Annotated in this window: 9 protein-coding genes; 6 read left to right on the forward strand and 3 right to left on the reverse strand. The window is 49.6% G+C overall.

Annotation, left to right across the window (positions count from 1 at the left end):
• Positions 1 to 81: 81 nt before the first annotated feature.
• Positions 82 to 735: a response regulator transcription factor gene (locus QNM19_RS12040; protein ID WP_049866062.1), complete on the forward strand. Its 654-nt coding sequence runs from the start codon at positions 82 to 84 to the stop codon at positions 733 to 735.
• Positions 736 to 791: 56 nt separating this feature from the next.
• Here QNM19_RS12040 and purU read toward each other — a convergent pair whose 3' ends face one another.
• Positions 792 to 1,622, reverse strand: coding sequence for a formyltetrahydrofolate deformylase (gene purU / locus QNM19_RS12045; RefSeq protein ID WP_049866063.1), 831 nt, complete (start codon positions 1,620 to 1,622; stop codon positions 792 to 794).
• Positions 1,623 to 1,932: 310 nt separating this feature from the next.
• On the opposite strand from purU, the gene QNM19_RS12050 reads away from it, so the two are divergent.
• From QNM19_RS12050 to QNM19_RS12065, 4 genes are all read left to right on the forward strand, one after another.
• On the forward strand, positions 1,933 to 11,370 hold the full coding sequence (locus QNM19_RS12050; RefSeq protein WP_284026739.1) for an Lcl C-terminal domain-containing protein: 9,438 nt from the start codon (positions 1,933 to 1,935) through the stop codon (positions 11,368 to 11,370).
• Between the two features lie 3 nt (positions 11,371 to 11,373).
• Positions 11,374 to 11,907 (forward strand): Lcl C-terminal domain-containing protein, encoded by a 534-nt coding sequence (locus QNM19_RS12055; protein ID WP_049863677.1) that lies wholly within the window; start codon positions 11,374 to 11,376, stop codon positions 11,905 to 11,907.
• 284 nt (positions 11,908 to 12,191) lie between these two features.
• Positions 12,192 to 15,722, forward strand: coding sequence for an amino acid adenylation domain-containing protein (locus QNM19_RS12060; RefSeq protein WP_284026740.1), 3,531 nt, complete (start codon positions 12,192 to 12,194; stop codon positions 15,720 to 15,722).
• Positions 15,723 to 15,793: 71 nt separating this feature from the next.
• Positions 15,794 to 16,282 carry a DUF1579 domain-containing protein gene (locus QNM19_RS12065; RefSeq protein WP_082225368.1) on the forward strand — a complete coding sequence of 163 codons (489 nt, stop codon included), beginning with the start codon at positions 15,794 to 15,796 and terminating at the stop codon, positions 16,280 to 16,282.
• 43 nt (positions 16,283 to 16,325) lie between these two features.
• On the opposite strand, the gene folE2 is transcribed toward QNM19_RS12065, so the two are convergent.
• Together folE2 and QNM19_RS12075 are read right to left on the reverse strand one after the other, a co-directional pair.
• Positions 16,326 to 17,219: a GTP cyclohydrolase FolE2 gene (gene folE2, locus QNM19_RS12070; protein ID WP_049863679.1), complete on the reverse strand. Its 894-nt coding sequence runs from the start codon at positions 17,217 to 17,219 to the stop codon at positions 16,326 to 16,328.
• A gap of 16 nt (positions 17,220 to 17,235) precedes the next feature.
• Positions 17,236 to 18,567: a dihydroorotase gene (locus QNM19_RS12075; RefSeq protein ID WP_049863680.1), complete on the reverse strand. Its 1,332-nt coding sequence runs from the start codon at positions 18,565 to 18,567 to the stop codon at positions 17,236 to 17,238.
• A gap of 198 nt (positions 18,568 to 18,765) precedes the next feature.
• Here QNM19_RS12075 and QNM19_RS12080 point away from each other — a divergent pair, with 198 nt between their 5' ends.
• A complete protein-coding gene (locus QNM19_RS12080) occupies positions 18,766 to 20,919 on the forward strand; it encodes a M3 family metallopeptidase (RefSeq protein WP_284026741.1) in 2,154 nt (717 codons plus the stop codon).
• The last annotated feature ends 31 nt before the right edge of the window (positions 20,920 to 20,950 follow it).

The raw sequence follows: 20,950 nt of genomic DNA on the forward strand, positions 1-20,950 counted from the left end.
CGTTAATCGCTTGAATTATGACAAAATATTGACCTACTATATCGGCTGTCGAAATGACAGCCGATTTTTTAGGAGCCAAGCATGAACCAGTTTTTAATTGCGGACGATCACCCTCTGTTTCGCGAAGCATTAAAGGGGGCACTGCAGAATCAGTTTGACGGGTTAGAGATTTTCGAATCTGAAAACTTCGAGCAAACCTTGCAACAATTATCCGAACAGGACGAGCTGGATCTGCTGTTGTTGGATTTACATATGCCAGGCAATGGCGATTTGTATGGCCTGATCAGGATCCGTGAAGATTACCCGAGTTTGCCTATTGTGGTGGTGTCGGGCAGTGAAGATCTGACCGTGATCTCCAAAGTGATGGGCTATGGTGCCATGGGCTTTATTCCCAAGGCGTCGTCATCACAAGAGATTGTTGAGGCACTGAATCAGGTGCTCGAAGGAGATGTCTGGTTGCCTGCCAGTCTGAAAGATCAGATTGCCGAACTTGACGGAGAAGACAAACAGCTGGCACAGCAAATTGCCTCTTTGACACCGCAGCAGTACAAGGTCCTGCAATATCTGCACGAAGGCTTACTCAACAAGCAAATCGCCTATGAACTGAATATTTCAGAAGCGACGGTCAAGGCGCATATTACCGCGATATTCCGTAAACTGGGTGTCTACAATCGGACACAGGCGGTGTTAATTGCGGCTAAGTTGCAACTGGAACCGGTTGAAAGTTCGAGCTAGCGGCTAGCCTGGAGCGTACCAAACGCCAGCCCAGGATGCTGGCGTTGTGTTGTGTGTCAGGCAAATACAACGGTTTTATTGCCGTTGATAAACAGCTTATGTTCCGCAGCCAGCCCAATGGCTTTGCAGAATACCACTTTCTCAATATCCCGGCCCATTTTCGCCATGGCCTCTGCGCTGTCGGCATGACTCACCTGGGTGATATCCTGCATAATGATTGGACCTTCGTCCAACTCATCATTGACGAAATGTGCCGTTGCACCAATGATTTTTACCCCTCGCTCAAAGGCCTGATGATACGGTTTTGCGCCAATAAACGCAGGTAAAAAAGAGTGGTGAATATTAATGATTTGATTGCTAAAGCGTGCAACGAATTCAGGGCTAAGGACGCGCATATATTTAGCCAGGCCGATAAAGTCGGGTTGATAGTGCTCAATGACTTTGGCCATGGCATCGTCATGTTGTTCCCGCGTTAGTCCCTGATGAGAGACCAGGTGAAAGGGCACGCCAAAACCTTCTACCAGTGGCTTAAGCGTATCATAGTTGGCGATCACCGCCTGGATCTCAACGTTAAAGGCATTTTCGTATTGTTTTAGCAGCATACCGCCCAGGCAGTGCGCTTCTTTGGTGGCAAGTAGGACCACTTTGGTTTTTTCACTACCGTGTAAATGCACTTGGGCGCCGTCTGGGAGAACACTGCGTAGTTGCGGTAAAAATCGCTCACTGACATCACCTGTCAGTTCTGTGCGCATAAAAAAGCGCTCACCTGCTTTATCTACAAATTCGTTGTTCCGGACGATATTCAGATTATGCTCAAAACATAGCCCGGTTATTTTGGCGATCAATCCCACATCATCACGACACTGGGTGGTTAATACTATACTCATATCCTCATTCCATTCACTGTTAAAGCTGACATTCCACCATACCCCTCTGGTGACGAAAAACAACCAGACAAAAGTCCGCTGCGATTTGATAAATAGCCTTTAATGAGTAATACACGGTGAAACTGATGCGCTTTCTAGTTTAGAGCAAAAATTCATATTAGTGCGAAACCCTTGTTTTTATTGTGGGTAATTTTTTTCTAAACAATGGTTTACAGTATTAAATTTTAGTTGTTCAATTAACATTTGCACTAGATTCAGGTAAATTAGCGCCGATTGGATATTCTACGGAAAGAAATAATAAGGAAGCTAAATGCTGAATGAAAAATGCTCAGCCTCCGTGTTTCTCCTTCCTGCCGTGTTGTCTTCCACATTGCTACTCAGTGCATGTGGTGGTGGCGGTGAAGGTGGTGGCAACGGCGGATCTTCTCCCACTACGTCAGGTGGAAAAACGACTCAAACGAATGTATCACTCTCAGTAAACGTAACTGGTTCAGGTCAGGTTACGCCGATGAGCAAAAGCATCGCGGCAGGCAACAGTTCAACTTTTACAGTCAAAGCCAATGAAGGTCACTTGATTGAGTCTGTGACTGGATGTGGTGGTACGTTAAACAAGAATACCTACACGACAGACAAGGTAGCAAAAGATTGCCAAATAGAAGCTGTCTTCGCATTGAAGTCTTTTCAAATAACCACTTCGAAATCAGGTGAAGGAAATATCTACCCTGAATCTCCAGTGCTGGATTGGGGCACTGAGCAGACATTAACACTATCTGCTGCAACAGGCTATAAAGTCGGTAAAGCATATGGTTGTGGGGGAACGCTGTCGGGCGATAAATATAGTATTCCTGCTGTCACAACAGACTGTGAAATCCAAGTGGAGTTCCACCCGCTAAGTCTTGCACTTAAGAACGATAAATTAGATCAGCAAGTTGAGCTGAATGTTAAGGGCAATGCGGGTATTTCACCTACCAGTAAAGGGATTATCCAACCTGGCGAAGATGGGGCACCGCCAGTCCCCAATGATATTGATTTACCCTTTCTGGTAAATGATATCGACTTAACCACAGAGCTGGGCGCAACCGTAGAGTTGGACATTGCCTATGAAAAGCCACTACCTGAAGGGATCAAGTACTATAAGTTTGGTCCGGCACAGCCCGGAGCTGCAGACACTTGGTATGAGCTGCCTCAGGAACTGTATCAGATTTCAGAAGACAGAAAAGTCGTCACGTTGATCTTAACTGATGGGCAACTCGGTGATGCCGACTGGGAGAATAATGGTTTTATCCAAGACCCAGGTGGTCCTGCATTGCCAAAGCAGCACACCGTAACCGTTAACACTACAGAAGGGGGCACCAGTAGCTTTACTTCATCGCAAGTGAACAATGGGGATGTGGCCGCCATTGTGCTGACGCCAAGCACCGGTTATCACATCACATCAGCCGCTGGGTGCGACGGCACACTTAGTGGGAACACATACAACACAGGTGTTATTAATGCGGATTGCCAGGTAGATGTGGAGTTTGCGCTGAAGCAATACCGGATGACGACTCGTAGTGGTGACGGCGGAACGATCGCACCTGCCGAGCAGACTGTGCAGCATGGTGAATCCGCTCAGTTTACGGTAACAGCACAAAACGGCTATAAACTGGAAAACATCGCAGGCTGTAATGGAACTTTACAGGGACAAATTTTTACCACTGCGGGTGCGACTGCTGGTTGTGAGGTGGCAGCCTCGTTCTCACAGCAATATTTCAGTGTATCTACACAAGTATCGGGTGGCGGTTCTATCAGCCCGGAAGCAGTGCAGGTGGCTTATGATGGCACAACGATACTGACGGTAGCGCCACAAGCGGGTTACGACCTTGCTAACATTGAAGGTTGTGATGGCCAGTTGTCTGGCAATCAGTACACTACAGGCGCTGTGACAGCAAACTGTACCGTTAGTGCACAATTTTCACAACGTGAATACACGGTCAATGCAGTTGCCGGTGCGGGTGGTCAAATAGACCCGGTCACTCAGCAAGTAATGCATGGCAATGTCGCTTCTTTCAGTCTGATGCCACAAGCGGGCTACCTAGTAGACAATGTTACCGGATGTAGCGGCACATTGTCTGGTAATACATACACGACCGGATCGATCACTGAGGCGTGTGATGTTCAGGCAAGCTTTAAAGCAGCGCAATACCAGGTAACGGCCAGTGCCACAGATGGGGGCAGCATTTCACCCCGTGAACAGGTTGCGACACATGGTCAGCAGGTCTCTTTCAACATAGCCGTAAACGAAGGCTTTGCACTGGAGTCGGTGTCGGGTTGTGGTGGCGTGTTAACGGATAGTGGATTCGTTACAGCTGAAATCACACAAAGCTGCCACGTGAGTGCTTCGTTTGTAGCTAAGCAATACGAAATCTCCGCGACAGCCAGCGAAGGGGGCAGTATTTCGCCTGCACAACAACAAGTTGCGCATGGAGAAGCGGTAAGTTTCCAGATCAACACAGATACGGGTTACAGTCTCGCTGAGGTGACCGGGTGTAATGGCGTGTTGTCTGGCGATGTCTATACCGTCAGTCAAGTCACGAGTGCTTGTAATGTGCATGCAAGCTTTAGCTTGAATCATTATGAGGTCACTGCGGTATCGTCAGAGGGGGGGGTATTATCGCCGTCCAGCCAGCGTATTGCGCATGGTCAGCAAGCAACTTTTGCGGTTGCGATTGCGCCGGGTTACAACACGGTCGATATCCAGGGGTGTGGCGGTCAGCTAATAGATGGACAGTTTGTAACAGCGCCTATCACACAATCATGTCAGGTCATTGCCAACTTTGATCTGAATAGTTATGCAGTAACGACCAAAGTAAGTGGCAGTGGCTCGGTCTCCCCGGCTTCTCAGTTTGTCTTATATGGCGAGTCTGCAAGTATGACGCTTACCCCAGGGGTTGGGCAGGAGGTTGCTTCAGTATCAGGATGTGACGGCGTACTTGAAGATAATATTTATACCACCGCACTCATTGAGGCCAATTGTGAAGTGGCTGTCGCCTTTCGTGCTCAGCAGTTTACGGTCGAAGCACTGGCTTCTGAAGGGGGGCAAATTACCCCGGCACAGCAAACCGTGTCATACGCGGGTAGCGTAACCTTTACTTTAACACCAGATGAAGGCTTTTCGATTGATGCTGTTGAAGGGTGTGAAGGTTCATTAAAGGGCAACCTGTATACAACCAAACCAATCACGGAGGCGTGTCAGGTCAGCGCAAAGTTTGTACGAGCTGTTTATCCCGTTACGGCACTGGCGAGTAAAGGGGGGATTGTGACACCTGCTCAGCAAAACATTGAGCATGGTCAAAGTGCGACTTTTGAATTACAGCCAGAAACTGGGCATAGCATAGTCTCTGTCACCGGCTGTCAGGGATCGTTAAACGGCAATATTTACGTCACTGGACCCATTACAGCAGCCTGTGAAGTAACAGCTAATTTTGATGTAAACCAGTACTCAGTAACCACGACAACGAATGAAGGTGGTCACTTGTCACCTGCCAGCCAATTTGTTGGGTATGGCCAAACGGCGTCCGTGAGTGTCTCGGTGGATGCTGGCTATCAACTGGATAGCATTGAGGGGTGCAGTGGTACACTGAACGGTAATCAGTATCAGACAGGATCCATCAGTGATGACTGTGCCATCACCGCCACATTCCGCCGTCAGGTTTTTGAGGTGACGGCGACGGCTGCATCAGGTGGAGAGATCGCACCTCACGTACAGCAGGTTGAGTATGGCCAGATAGCTCAGCTTGAAGTGACCGCAAATGAAGGATATAAGATTGCCACTGTGGCCGGATGTGGTGGTGTATTACAGGGCAACGTGTACACCACTCAACCTGTGACAACGTCGTGTGCGATACATGCCGATTTTGAAGTCATGACTTATTCGGTGACGGCAGTTGCCGGTGATGGCGGCGTAATAACGCCAGCTCAGCAAGAGATTACCCATGGCGAGACTGCTGAGTTTGAATTACAGCCCGATGAGGGGAAAAACATCGTTTCCGTATCCGGGTGTCAGGGTACATTACAGGGGAACATCTATGTCACAGGCCCTATTACTTCTGAATGTGAGGTGATAGCAAGCTTCAATACCAATCAATACTCGGTGACAGCAACATCTAATGAAGGTGGTCAACTGTCACCGGCAAGCCAACTAGTTGAATATGGTCAGAGTGCATCGGTAACGGTGAGTACAGACACTGGCTATCAGCTTGAACAGATATCTGGGTGCGATGGCACTTTGAATGAAAACCTGTATGAAATCGCAGCAATCACAAAATCGTGTGCAATTTCAGCGCGCTTTAGCCTGGTTCAATATGATGTGACTGCCGTTGCATCAGCGGGTGGATCGATTACACCACCATCACAACGTATTACACACGGACAGATTGCCCGGTTTGACGTGGCAGCCGATGACGGTTTTAAGGTTGCCACTATTACAGGGTGTGGTGGACAGCTGGTGGGTAATCAATACGTGACGCAACCGATCGCCTCTGCATGTCAGGTCCAGGCGGAGTTTGCGCTCAAGACGTATCCGGTGACGGCCGTGGCCAGCCAAGGTGGCACAATTTCACCCTCACAGCAAAATGTTGTGCATGGACAGAGCGCCACATTTGAACTGCTGCCAGCCGAAGGCCACAGTATTGTTTCCGTTGCCGGCTGTCAGGGAGTACTGAGCGGCAACACCTATGTAACGGGACCAGTGACAGCTGCCTGTGAAGTAACAGCCAATTTTGATGTAAACCAGTATTCAGTAACCACGACAACCAATGAAGGTGGACAATTGTCACCTGCCAGCCAATTTGTCGGTTATGGCCAAACGGCGTCCGTGAGCGTCTCGGTGGATACCGGCTATCAACTGGATAGCATTGAGGGGTGTAGTGGTACACTGAACGGTAATCAATATCAGTCGGGACCTATCAGTGATGATTGTGTCATTGCCGCAACATTCAGTCTGCAAACGCATGATGTAACGGCGACAGCGTCATCTGGTGGGGAAATTTCACCTAATAGGCAAAGCATTGAACATGGTCAGGCAGCACAGTTAACTGTGTCTGCAAATGAAGGGTTTAAAATTGCTTCTGTGACCGGGTGCGGTGGCGTATTAACTGACACGTTATATGTAACCGGACCTGTGACCTCAGCGTGTGCGATACATGCTGAATTTGAAGTAATGACCTACTCTGTGACAGCCATTGCTGGTACAGGTGGTACCGTTACACCGCCTCGACGAGAGGTTGCCCATGGTGAGATTGCTGAATTTGAATTACAACCCGACGAGGGTAAAAGTATCGCTTCTGTAGCTGGGTGTCAGGGAACGTTACAGGGGAACACCTATGTCACAGGCCCTATTACTTCTGCATGTGAGGTGATAGCAAGCTTCGATACCAATCAATACTCTGTGACAGCAACATCTAATGAAGGTGGCCAACTGTCACCGGCCAGTCAATTGGTTGAATATGGTCAGAGTGCATCGGTAACGGTGAGTATAGACACTGGCTATCAGCTTGAACAGATATCTGGGTGCGATGGCACTTTGAATGAAAACCTGTATGAAACCGCTGCAATCACAAAATCGTGTGCAATTTCAGCACGCTTTAGCCTGGTTCAATATGATGTGACTGCCGTTGCATCGGCGGGGGGATCGATTACACCTGCATCTCAGCGCATTACACACGGACAGATTGCCCGGTTTGACGTGGCAGCCGATGACGGTTTTAAGGTTGCAAATATTACAGGGTGTGATGGACAGCTGGTGGGTAATCAATACGTGACGCAACCGATCACCTCTGCATGTCAGGTCCAGGCGGAGTTTGCGCTCAAGACGTATCCGGTGACGGCCGTTGCCAGCCAAGGTGGCACAATTTCACCCTCACAGCAAAATGTTGTGCATGGACAGAGCGCCACATTTGAACTGCTGCCAGCCGAAGGCCACAGTATTGTTTCCGTTGCTGGCTGTCATGGAGTACTGAGCGGCAACACCTATGTAACGGGACCAGTGACAGCTGCCTGTGAGGTAATCGCTAACTTTAATGTGAATCAATACTCAGTGACAACGACCTTCAATGAAGGTGGTGAGTTGTCACCTGCCAGCCAATTGGTTGAGTTTGGTCAAACAGCATCAGTAACGGTATCGACGAATACCGGTTATCAATTGGAGGAGATAGCGGGCTGTAGCGGGGCGATAAACGGTAATCAATATCAGTCGGGACCTATCAGTGATGATTGTGTCATTGCCGCAACATTCAGTCTGCAAACGCATGATGTAACGGCGACTGCATCATCTGGTGGGGAAATTTCACCTAATAGGCAAAGCATTGAACATGGTCAGGCAGCACAGTTAACTGTGTCTGCAAATGAAGGGTTTAAAATTGCTTCTGTGACCGGGTGCGGTGGCGTATTAACTGACACGTTATATGTAACCGGACCTGTGACCTCAGCGTGTGCGATACATGCTGAATTTGAAGTAATGACCTACTCTGTGACAGCCATTGCTGGTACAGGTGGTACCGTCACACCGCCTCGACGAGAGGTTGCCCATGGTGAGATTGCTGAATTTGAATTACAACCCGACGAGGGTAAAAGTATCGCTTCTGTAGCTGGATGTCAGGGAACGTTACAGGGGAGCACCTACGTCACTGGGCCCATTACGGCTGCATGTGAAGTGATAGCAAGCTTCGATACCAATCAATACTCTGTGACGGCTACATCCAATGAAGGTGGCCAACTGTCACCGGCAAGCCAACTAGTTGAATATGGTCAGAGTGCATCGGTAACGGTGAGTACAGACACTGGCTATCAGCTCGATCAGATATCTGGATGCGGTGGTACTTTGAATGAGAACCGATATGAAACCGCAGCAATCACAGAAGCATGTGCTATTTCAGCACGCTTTAGCCTGGTTCAATATGATGTGACTGCCGTTGCGTCAGCGGGTGGGTCGATTACACCAGCATCTCAACGTATTACCCATGGACAGGTTGCCCGGTTTGATGTGGCAGCCGATGTCGGTTTTAAGGTTGCCACTATTACAGGGTGTGGTGGACAGCTGGTGGGTAATCAATACGTGACGCAACCGATCACCTCGGCTTGTCAGGTCAGTGTTGATTTCAATCACAAGACATATTCAGTGACAGGTGTTGCCAGCGATGGTGGTGCTATTACGCCTTCTCAGCAAGTGATTAAGCATGGTGAAATAGCAACTTTCGAGTTACAACCAGAATCAGGGCACAGTGTTAGATCTGTAACTGGTTGTCAGGGAACGCTGACGGGGAATACTTATGTAACGGGGCCTATCACTGCGGCATGTGGTGTGGTTGCGAATTTCAGCCTCAACCAGTATGCCGTAACGACGACTTCCAATGAGGGCGGTCAATTGTCTCCGCCTAGCCAGTTGGTCAGACATGGTCAGTCGGCACAGGTTGTCGTGTCTATTGAGACAGGGTTTCAGCTTGATGAAATCACTGGCTGTGGAGGAACACTGAATGGCAACTTTTATCTTACAGCACCAGTGACTGCTGGGTGTGCAATCTCGGCGACATTTAGTCGCAAAAGCTATGAGGTGACAACGGTAATTACGTCTGGAGGGGTTATCACCCCTGCTTCGCAGGTTGTTGAACATGGGCAGGTTGCTCAGTTCCAGATAAGCGCAGAGACTGGGCATAGTTTGGCCTCGGTGTCTGGCTGTGGCGGTCAGCTGGTAGGGGATACCTATACCACGGCGGCAATTACGGCTGCTTGTCAGATCAATGTAAGTTTCGATGTGAATACCTTCTTGGTGACCACAGCAAATAGTGACGGTGGGCACTTGACGCCGGCAAGCCAGCAGGTTGAGTTTGGCGCACAGGCTGCATTCGCTGTTGTGGAAGATGAAGGCTACCAGGTGTCATCAGTTACAGGTTGTGGTGGCGTTTTAACTGGTAAGCAATACCAAACAATGGCAATTGAACAAAACTGTCAGGTCAGGGCAAACTTTGAGTTAAAGCAATACACTGTGGTGGCCAATGCCGGTGAAGGTGGTGCCTTCACACCTGCACAGCAAACCGTACAGCATGGCGACACAGCAAGCTTTACGCTCCGCACGGAAGCAGGCTTTGACATTGATACCGTCACCGGGTGTAACGGAAGTTTGAATGGCAACATTTATACGACAGGGGTCATAAATACGCACTGTACGATACAGGCTCAGTTTAAGCGTAAGCACTACACCATCACAGCCTTTGCACAAGAAGGGGGAGCAATTTCTCCTACGACTATGCAGGTTGAACACGGTGAAAAAGCGGTGTTTACTTTAACACCGGATGAGCGGTATGAGGTCGATCATGTATATGGTTGTGACGGTCAGTATATTGATGGGCAATATGAAACGGGTGCCGTTACCCAGTCCTGTACTGTTACAGCAAGGTTTAAGGCAAAAATGCACCTTATCCAGACCACCACCAATGGATTTGGTCAAGTTTACCCTAAGTCAACAGAGGTATGGCATAACACCCATGTGAATCTGAACTTATATCCTGATAGTGGCTATGAAGTCGGATCCGTTGAGGGGTGTAATGGTACTCTGGAAGATACAAGCTATGGTACACAGCAATATAACCTGGGCGAAGTTAAGGAGAGCTGTACGGCCGCTATTATATTCAGAAAACAATTGGTCGCGCCTGGCATAAGTGTTGAGAGTTCAGATACAGGATTCACTGTGACCTGGGCTGATATATTTGACAGCGGGATCGTGTTTGATCTGTATATAGCGACTGAGCCGGGAATTACACCTGATAACTATGCGCAAAAGCGAAATGGTAAAAAGCTATCAGGTATCACCTCAGGGGTTCAGTTAAATGCCCTCGCTCCGAACGAAACCCATTACATCATCGTGACGTCCACTCGACTCTCCACACAAGAGGTAAAAATCAGTGTGGAGGTCAATATGGATCTGCTGAGCAAAATTGCGCTCAATGACACTGGCAGATTAAACTGTGCGGACTATCCGCTCAATGATGAGTATGTCAAAAACACGGTCAACAATTCTGCGGATTGCGCGCTCACGATTGATGATGAAGGAGATTATATCCCAGACGGACAGGATGCCGATTATGGTCGGGATGCGCTGGCACTAAAAGGTGAGCTGAGCAAAGTGGGGGCGGGTAATGGCGGATTCGACTTTACCAAGTTAGATGCATCAGGCATCGCGCTGCCTGATTCAGCAAATCAGTGGCATTGTGTCAGGGATAATCATACCGGCCTGGTCTGGGAGGTGAAAACTCAGGACGAGGGGCTGCAGGATACCGACAATACTTACACCTGGTTTGAACCCGATGACACCCTTAATGGTGGAGAAAATGGGACGATAGACGGTGGCAAGTGTGTTGGATCAGTATGTGACACGCACTCCTATGTCAATAAAATCAATGAGCTTGGCATATGTGGCGTCAAAACTTGGCGTTTACCAACCATAGTTGAATTAAAGTCTATCGTTGATTTTGGCGATGAAGATAACATCGTGGACTTCAAATATTTCCCGAATACGAAGGTGGTTGAGGCACGCTGTACTTTCGGTTACGAGGGATACTGGTCATCCAACACAAAAGTACAATATCGGGATAACGATAGCCGAGGGAAGAAAGCCTGGATGTTTACATACTGTCACTCTTGGACGCTGATGTATGATGCTAGGAAATCGGATAAAAGGCGAGTCAGATTAGTATCTGACTCAGATAAGGAGTAATTTATGCGAACAAAGCTTCAACCATATTTATCTCTGGCACTGCTCGCACTTCATGTGCCGGTGTTCGCACAAGTGTGCGACCCTGATGTGCAAAGAACCGCGGCATCTTATAATTTTACGATTATGCATGACGACCTGGTTAAAGATAACCGGACGGGCTTAATCTGGACGCGATGTGTTTCTGGTGAAACATGGCGGGGCGATCGATGCTTATCTACCAGTGATGACCCAGACCATGGGGAGTATACCTGGAAAGAAGCGCTGGAGTATGCGGCAGCCTCGCAGCGGGGTGGGTATACGGACTGGCGATTGCCTAATATCAAAGAGCTGAATTCGATAGTCGAATATGCTTGTTATGGTCCTGCGTTGGACCAGACAATCTTTGACTTTAGCACTTTAGTCTTTAGCTCAACCGGAGCGCGTCAAAAAGAGGATAAATATGGCTATGTGCTCGGAATATACTTTCACGAAGGTGATTGGAACACCATGAAAAGAACCCGTCACTCGCATGTATTGTTGGTTCGGGAGGCGGAATAAGCGAATACGCTCTTAAAATAGTTAACTGTTGAGTAATCAAGGCCTGGCTCATTATCGAGTCAGGCCTTTTTTGATCTCCGTTAGAAATAGTGTCCACTTTTCAGAGCCCGCTAGTTTCTTTCTACCCATCAATGTAACCTTTGTGTTGACAATATTTAAACAAAGATGGCTAACCTGATGTCAGTCTTCATGGTGAATGGTGCTATCTGCATGGATCTTGTGCGTCAATCCAGCAGTCTTAAATGGCATCAACGTATTTAACAATAACAACAAAGGAAATTGATATGAACAAGCGAATACCAGCGGTTGCGACATGCTTGCAAGACACGCATTTGAACAATGAAAATGTTGCGGCAAGGTTTACCGAACGGGTACGAATCCACCCTAACCAAACCGCCCTGATTGATGGTACGCAGGAAATAAGCTATCAGCTTTTGTGGCGTCGTGCAGAGGCGATTGCCGCTCAACTGACAAACAACGGCATTGTGCCCGGTTCATTGGTTGGTGTGTGTATGGAACGCAGTTGGGAGCTGGTAGCGACTTTGCTCGGGGTGCTTAGAGCAGGATGTGCTTATGTGCCGTTGGATCCGAGTTATCCACGTGCCCGGATTGACTATATGCTGACGCACAGTAAAGCGGCCACAGTCATTGTTGATAGCAGTACCTCGGCTGAATTATGCCTGAGCATGCCTGGACAAATTTCGCTTGCTGACATCGGCGATGAGTTGCCCTTTCTACCACTTCCTGAACTGGAGCCGCAGGCCCTCGCTTATGTGATTTATACCTCAGGGACGACCGGTGAGCCAAAAGGTGTGGCAGTCACACAGAGTAACGTGCTTGCCATGACCCAAGCCATGGGCACGCTGTTAAACGAAGAGGAGCTGAGTGGTGTACTGGCGGCGACGTCGGTGTGCTTCGACCCCTCAGTGATGGAGATTATTGGCACCTTATTGTTGGGGGGGACCGTGATCCTGGCGAAAAATATTTTGGCACTGCCAGACTTACCGGGGGCTGGCCGGGTTCGAACCTGCATCGGTGTGCCCTCAGCCCTGCGGGCCTTGCTCAGTGGCTATACCTTACCTGACACACTGCGCTGCTTAATTTTTGGTGGTGAAGTACTCAAACCCGCATTGGTTAAGCAAGTCTATGAGCAGCAGCCGAGCCTGCGTGTTATCAATGTCTATGGCCCAACAGAAGACACGGTATTTTCGACGGCCGTGCAACTTCACCCTGACATGGCAGAAATCACCATTGGCCAGCCTGTCTCAAACACCCGTGCTTATGTGCTTGATGAGGCGTTGCAGCCTGTTTCCAAAGGAGAAGCGGGTGAGTTGTATCTGGCGGGGGACAAGCTGGCTGCCGGGTATCTGTTTGATGACTCGCGCACAGCCACACGTTTTATCACACCAGCCACGGATAGTGGCATAGCGGAGCCGCGTTTATACAAAACCGGCGATGTGTGTCAGTGGACTGAGAGCAAAGAATTGCGCTTTATCTCCCGTGTTGATCAGCAGGTCAAAATTCGCGGATTTCGCATTGAGCTGGAGGAAATCGAAGCGGTTCTGAACACCATGCCGGGCATCGCTGACGCCGCTGTGAATGTGTTGCAGCAGGGACATGTGCAGGCCAGGTTACAGGCTTGTATTGTGCGCCAGGAGGGAGAAACTTTAAGTCCAGATGTGATTTTATCTTTCGTGGCGCGGCATTTGCCAAAACACATGGTGCCCCACAGCGTATGTTTTCTGGCGGCTTTGCCGTATCTGCCCAATGGCAAGTTAGATCGCAACAGCTTACCTGAGCTTTCGACAGAGCCAGAGCCGCTCCGAGCCGGCCCGGTTGCCGATTCGGAGCAGGCGCTGATTGCTGTGATCTGTGACGAGTTGAGTTCCCTGTTGGGCCACAGCGCTCATGCTGTGCAATCACAGACTTTTGAGCAGGCGGGTCTGGATTCATTAACCACACTGGAGCTGAGCAACCGTCTGAGCAACCTGCTTGAATTGCGCTGTCCGGTGCAGGCAATTTATCAATTTAATACGCCTCAGCGCCTGGCTCAACACCTCAAGGCGTTAAATGGCTGTGAGGTATTACAGACTCCGCAATCATTGCGTGACACTTTGGCTGAACTGCAATTTCAATTACGCGCCAGCCATCCGACATTTGCAGCGGCCAAGGCTCCGTCCTGGTCGGCTGGCGATAAAAGTAATGTGGTGCAGGCGGCCACGCAACTGGTCAACAAGCGTCGAGCCAACCCTTACAGCAAAGTGTTGCGCTCAGGAAGTGGTACTCGTGGTACGGTTGCAGATGCGCATCATAGCGACGCACGCGAGGCGATTATCTGGACCACAAATTTATACCTTGGCCTGAACCGGGATGCAGAGGTAGTCGATGCTGCACGTCAGGCCGTTACCAAATTTGGCACCGGCATGGGCACTTCGGCGGCTGCGTCCGGGTTAACCGATCTGCATCTGGCATTTGAACAACAATTTGCTGCGCTGGTGGGTAAACCCGCCGCTTGTTTATTTCCCACCGGGTATACCGCCAATGTTGGGGCCGTCGCGGGCTTACTGGGCGAAAACGATGTGGTGGTGATTGATCAACTTTGTCATGCCTCTATTGTCGATGGCGCACGCTTGTGCGGCGCCAAAGTGCGCACCTTTAAGCACAACGATGTCGATGATCTGGCTTGTGTTCTGGAGAGCGAAATCTCTCCCTATCGCACTGTGTTAGTGATTATAGAGGGCGTGTACAGCATGGGGGAAGGCGCAGCGCCTGTGGCTGAGATTGTGCGCACCGCCAAGCGTTATCAGGCTTTGATACTGGTAGATGAAGCCCATTCTTTTGGTTTTTATGGAAAGCATGGTGCAGGGATCTGTGCGGCACAGGGGGTCAGCGAAGAGGTTGACTTCATCATGACCACGCTGAGTAAGTCACTGGGTAGTCTGGGTGGTGTGGTCGCTGCCCGTGCTGAATATGTTGATTTACTCAAGGCGTCTGCCAGAGCCTATATTTTTCAGGCATCTGTGAGTCCGGCTGACATTGCAGCGGCACTCACGGCATTGCAGCGCATTAATCAGGATGATGCGTTGCGTGAACAGTTATGGGAGACCGCCCGTTACATGCGAGCCCAATTCAGCGCTGCGGGCTTTGATTTAGGCAGTGGAGACGGCCCGATTGTCACACCGCATTTTGCTGACAAAGACAAACTGTATGCGATTGTACAGCGCCTGTATGAAAAAGGTATTCAGGCATCAGCGGTGACTTATCCAATTGTTGAAACTGGGCGTGGCCGGTTGCGGTTTATCTGCTCTGCGGCACACACAAAACAAGATGTAGATGTGACGCTGGGGGCATTACAGGAAGCTGTCCAGGAGGTGGAAGCGGTGTTTGCCAGGCCTGTGACGGCAACACCAAAACTGTGGCTCGAAACAACGCGGCTGAATGACTGGTGGTGCTCATTTGCGGCTTACCTGGAAGGGTGGCGAGAAGCGCAGTCCGGTAAAGTCCCTGAGTTACAGCTGGAATTGAGCACGCCAGACAGCAGGTATATTCTGACTTTGTCGCAAGATGCAGTGACGACCAATGAACCGGCAAAGGCTGAGCTACCTGTTTGCCGCATTCATTGCCTTCATGCCAATGCGCTTACTGCGTTAACGCGTATGGATGTGCAGATGCTGTTACAGAGCGTGTGTGAAGGGGAATGCGAGCTAAGTGGTCAAAGCGAAGTGTTTATTTGGCTTATGGGGCGTTTATTGACCTTATCCAGCGGACTAAAACCGACTTGTGCCATGTCTGAAAATGTCGAAATTTTGTCATGAAAGTACTGTTTACTTATACAGGGTGAGTGCTAGAGTAACGCTCGATTATGATAATAAAACAAGGGATTATTATGCTTGAAAGCAATGCACCTGGTGCACCCGGCGACTTCGATTTTATGGTTGGCCAGTGGTCAGTCCAGCACCGCCGTTTAAAAGACATACTGAATGGGGGAGACGAGTGGATCGAGTTTAAAGGGGAGTCATCAACACTCAACACACTCGGCGGATTTGGCAATGTAGAAGATAACCACCTGCATTTTCCTGAGGGATCTGTCAGAGCCAAGGCAATCCGCTCATTCAATGCAAGTACCGGTCAGTGGTCTATCTGGTGGCTGGATGGGCGTAATCCTGGCATGCTGGATACGCCGGTGGTGGGCATGTTCACCGATGGCATCGGGCGTTTTTATGCCGACGAGGAGTATCATGGTCAGGCTATCAAGGTACGCTTTATTTGGGATGCTACGAACCCGGAACAACCTACCTGGGCACAGGCATTTTCTAAAGACGGTGGTGAACACTGGGAGACCAACTGGGAAATGACGTTTACCCGCATCCAGTAGCGATAAACACCCACGTAACCTGTTACGTGGGTGTGCTATGGCCTTAAGATTTACGGTCGTACACCACAGCATTGTGCGCATGCAGGCTTTCCTGATGCTCAACTTTGAACTGGTAGTCTGTGATTTCTGAGATTGATTCCAGTGTTGCTTTAATACGCCTTGCAGCGTCTTCACAAAACATCAGGTTTTTTGCATTCAGTGCCGCAAATGCCTGCTCATCTTCCCGCTTAACCGCCGTTTGAACTGGCGTTGCCAGCGTTTCCTCAAACAATGCAAGCCAGTGCGCCAGATCGGGTAAGTGACCGCCAGCCAGATCGGCTTCAATGTAGGCAAAAGAGCGCTGACTGTGTGGCGTTGCGACTGACCCCTGTGGTCCTTTGAGCCATGCCAGTAACTGCGCTTTGTCTATATTGTCCTGCTCGGCAAACTGCTGCTCGACCGTGTCGCTCAGTAACTGGCGAGACAAAGCTGCTGAACAAGGGCAGGTACTACTGTAGGTAATTGTACTGATAAGTTTGCAGTGGGTTTTACCTGCAAGGTGCTCACAATGCAATTCTATCGGATAGGCATTGTAGCCGCTGTAGCTGCTTTTCAGAGCCGGTCTGTTTAGTGGCAGCTCAAACTTCAACACCAACTTGGCAGACTGGCTGAGACCCTGTTGAGACGCGACTATCTCTTTGAGCACCTTATCGAGCTGTGCGAAAGTGAGTTCAGTCCCTACCAATGCCTCGTTGGCAAGCAGGTAAAGGCGTGACATATGAATGCCTTTTGCGCCAGTGTCCAGGCTGACAAAAACGTCCATCAGAGTATTGATGTTGACGCTGGTCTGATCGCAGCGAACCTGCATGGGCAGGGCGATTTTTTCCATCCCAACCCACTTCAACGGGCTCTGGCTGTCTGGCTCAAAATGGGTCGCAATATCGGGGAGTTGCATCATGATTTATGAGTCTCACTTAACGGTTAAAACGTAACGCCTGCGCGGCATTGTGCTCTGTATTGACCTTGTCACCATCAAATACCATGGCACCATTAACGAAGGTCGCACGGATCTGATGAGAGAAAGTGGTGCCATGAAATGGGCTCCACTTACACAGGTAACGGGTTTGCTCGTGTTGTACGTGAGTTGCGTGATTTGGATCAACCAGCACCAAATCGGCAAAATACCCTTCTCTGAGGAAACCCCGTTTGTCGATGGCAAAGCGGGTTGCAACGTTATGTGCTGTTTTCTCAACCACCTGTTCAAGCGTCATTGCACCACGTTTAACCTGTTCCATGAGGGTCAGTAAGGCATGTTCAACCAGTGGCAGACCTGCCGGTGCTTGCGGATAGGGCACGTTTTTCTCTTGCCAGGTGTGCGGGGCATGGTCGGTGGCAATGATATCAATGCGCCCGTCATGCAGGGCTTTTAGCAATGCGAGCCGGTCCGATTCGGCTTTAATGGCCGGGTTACATTTGATGAGGTTGCCCAGGGCCGGATAATCTTGTTCGTTAAACCACAAATGATGAACGCAGGCTTCGGCTGTGATGTGCTTTTCGGCCAAAGGCGCAGTGCTGAATAAGCTCAATTCTTTTGCCGTGGTTAAGTGCAGGACATGCAGTTGCGTACGATATTTTTTAGCAAGGGCAACGGCATAAGAAGAGGATTGATAGCAGGCTTCATCATCACGGATCATCGGGTGATGGATGATTTGCGGTGTTCCATATTGCTGCTCAATGCGCGCATTATTTTGCTGGATCACTGAACCTTGTTCACAGTGCGTGGCGATAAGGGTGGGACATTCTCTGAAAATCGCCTCCAGGGCTGCGGGGTGCTCTACCAGCAAATCGCCGGTTGATGCACCCATAAAGACTTTCACGCCACACACCTGACGTGGATCAACGGCTTTGATCTCATCTAAATTATCTGGCGTAGCACCGAGGTAAAACGCGTAGTTTGCGACAGAATCTCTTTGTGCAATGGCTTGTTTGTCTGCGAGTGCTTGTCGGGTCGTGGTTGAAGGTGAGACATTGGGCATTTCCATAAAGCTGGTGATCCCGCCGGCTGCGGCCGCGGCCGATTCACTGGCAATGGAACCTTTATGGGTCAGGCCGGGTTCTCTGAAGTGCACTTGATCATCTATCATGCCGGGCATCAGCCACATGCCCTGGGCATCGATGACTGTTTCATTGGGTCTGGCCGATAAATCCGGGCCAATTTCAGCAATGTACTGGTTTTCAATTCTGAGATCAGAAACGTAAAGCTTACCTTCATTCACTAAGGTGGCGTGTTTAATTAAGCGTGCCATTGGTATCCTGATTAATTGTAGAGATAAACAAAACTTAAGGCTGTTCTTTTGGGCCACGACGCAGGCCCAATCAACAGTGCGCGTGCTTTTCTTTGCGTACCCAACTCACATATGGGACTGTTTAGCGCAACAAAGATTGTTGATTGTTTTGTTATATTATAACATATCCGCTCTATTTTACAGATGAGAGAATCGACGATGAAAAAGTTACTTGCACTGGCAGTGAGCTCTGCCTTACTTGTGACGGCCTGCACGGGCGGGGATCGTACGTCAGGCTTGCAAAAAACGGCAGCGTCTGCGACGGTAACTGAGGGTAATCCTTTACTGGTAGCAAGCACCTTGCAATATCAATCACCCGACTTTAACCGCATTGATGATGCGCACTTTATGCCTGCCTTTGAGCAAGGCATGGCTGAGCAAATGGCTGAAGTGAATGCCATCATTAGCCAAACTGAGTCTGCCAGTTTTAGTAATACCATTGTTGCATTGGAGCGAAGTGGTGAGTTACTAAAGCGCACGCAGGGGGTATTCTTCAACCTGTCTAATACCGATTCAAATGCAAAGCGTCGTGAGATCCAGTCTGAAATGGCCCCTAAGCTGGCTGGCCACTACGATAATATTTATCTGAACAAAGCGCTTTATAAGCGGGTAGCAGAGGTTTACGGTCAGCTTAATGTGCTTAACCTGGGTGCAGAAGAAAAGCGTCTGACTGAAGTCTATTACAAACAATTTGTCAGAGCGGGCGCCAAGCTGACTGAGTCGCAACAAAAAGAGATCCGTGAAATTAACGCGGCTTTGTCGTCACTGACGACGCAGTTCTCGCAGCATTTACTGGCCATGTCTAAGAGTAATGTGGTGCTGGTTAAGGACAAAGCTAAACTGGCTGGCCTGACAGACGCACATATTGCGCAGCTGGCACAAGCGGCTGAGCAAGCCGGGCATCCGGGTCAGTATTTGATCAAAATTACCAACACCACGCGCCAGCCTATTTTGGCTAAGCTGGAAGACCGTCAGTTGCGTGAGCAAGTATGGCGCGCCTCCGCGGAACGTGGCTTAGCTGGTGAGAATAACAATCGGGAGATTGTTGCACAACTGGCGCAGCTGAGAGCGAAAAAGGCTGCGTTACTGGGTTATCAGAGCTGGGCTCACTATGGCCTGGATGCACAAATGGCTAAAACGCCAACTGCGGTTTACGACATGTTTGCCAGCATGGTGCCTGCTTTGCTGAAAAACGTGGAAGCGGAAGCACAGGCCATCAAAGACAAAATTCGTGCTACGGGTGGCGACTTTGAACTGGCTGCCTGGGACTGGTTGTATTATGCCGATCAGGTACGTCAGGATAAGTTCGATCTGGACGAGTCTGAGGTGAAAGCTTATTTTGAGTTTGATCGAGTGCTGGAAGACGGCTTGTTCTTCACTATGGAGCGCCTGTATGGCGTCACCTTTAAACCACGCACTGATATTCCGGTTTATCACCCGGATGTGAAAGCCTATGAAGTGTTTGACGCGGACGGCACCAGCCTGGCTATTTTTATGGCTGATTACTTTGCCCGTGAAGGCAAGCGTGGTGGCGCCTGGATGAGTTCGTTTGTGAAGCAATCAGGCCTTGACCAGGAGCGTCCGGTGGTGGTGAATGTGATGAACATTGAAAAAGCCCCTGAAGGTCAGCCGACCCTGCTGAGCTATTCTGAAACCACTACTATGTTCCACGAACTGGGTCACGGCCTGCACGGTATGTTGTCTCAGGTTAAATATCCGACGCTGTCGGGGACGTCTGTGTCTCGTGACTTTGTTGAATTCCCGTCAACGTTCGAAGAAGACTGGGCTATCCACCCGGAAGTCATTAAGAACTACGCTAAGCATTATCAAACCGGAGCAGCCATTCCAAAGGCACTGCTAGAAAAGGTTGTTGCCAGCCGCAGTTTCAATATGGGCTTTGACACACTGGAATATGTGGCGGCTGCGCTGCTGGATATGGAGTGGCATGCACTGGCAGCGGATACGCCGTTGCAGGATCTGGTTGAGTTCGAACAAGCTGCATTGAGCAAGCATGGCGTGAACATCGACTATGTACCACCCAGATACAAATCGGCTTACTTTGCGCACTCAATGGGTGGCGGCTATTCAGCGGGTTACTATGCCTACATGTGGAGTGAGATCCTGGCGGCCGATGCCTTTGCTTATGTACAGTCTCAGGGCGGGCTTAACCGAAAAATTGGTACGCACTATCGCAAGAACATTCTCGAAGTGGGCAACTCTCGTGACCTGATGGAGTCGTATAAAGCGTTCCGTGGTGCAGAACCAACCACCGAAGCGCTGCTTAAGCGTCGCGGACTCAATGTTGCACCATAAAACCAGCAATTGAAGGGCTGCCTGCGGGCAG

Source organism: Pseudoalteromonas ardens, from assembly GCF_030125445.1.
Lineage (GTDB): Bacteria > Pseudomonadota > Gammaproteobacteria > Enterobacterales > Alteromonadaceae > Pseudoalteromonas > Pseudoalteromonas ardens.